1 pseudogene is annotated in these 252 nt (G+C 60.7%); it reads left to right on the top strand.

Features of this window, described 5'->3' with window-relative positions:
• Positions 1–126, top strand: a pseudogene (locus ACZYOF_RS44905) (IS630 family transposase); the annotation flags it as partial.
• Positions 127–252 lie beyond the last annotated feature (126 nt).

Raw genomic sequence — 252 nt, 5'->3', positions numbered from 1 at the left:
ACCAAGCGACGCTTCGTGGAAGGCAATCTGGAGCGGGCGCTGAGCGAAGAGCCGCGTCCCGGAGCGGAGCGCAAACTCACCGGCAAGGAAGAAGCCTTGCTGGTGGCGACCGCCTGTGCCAGCCCCCTGAACCTCCTCCGAATGAGTGGACACCTGTAGTAGGCTCATTGAGCCCGGAGGTGTTGAATGGAACGTCAACGTCGGTCATTTACCGAAGAATACAAGCGCCAGACCGTCGAGCTGGTGTTGTCG

The organism is Bradyrhizobium sp. LeoA1Lang, assembly GCF_055413685.1.
Note: the sequence above shows the minus strand (reverse complement) of the source record. Positions and strands in the feature narration are given on the sequence as shown.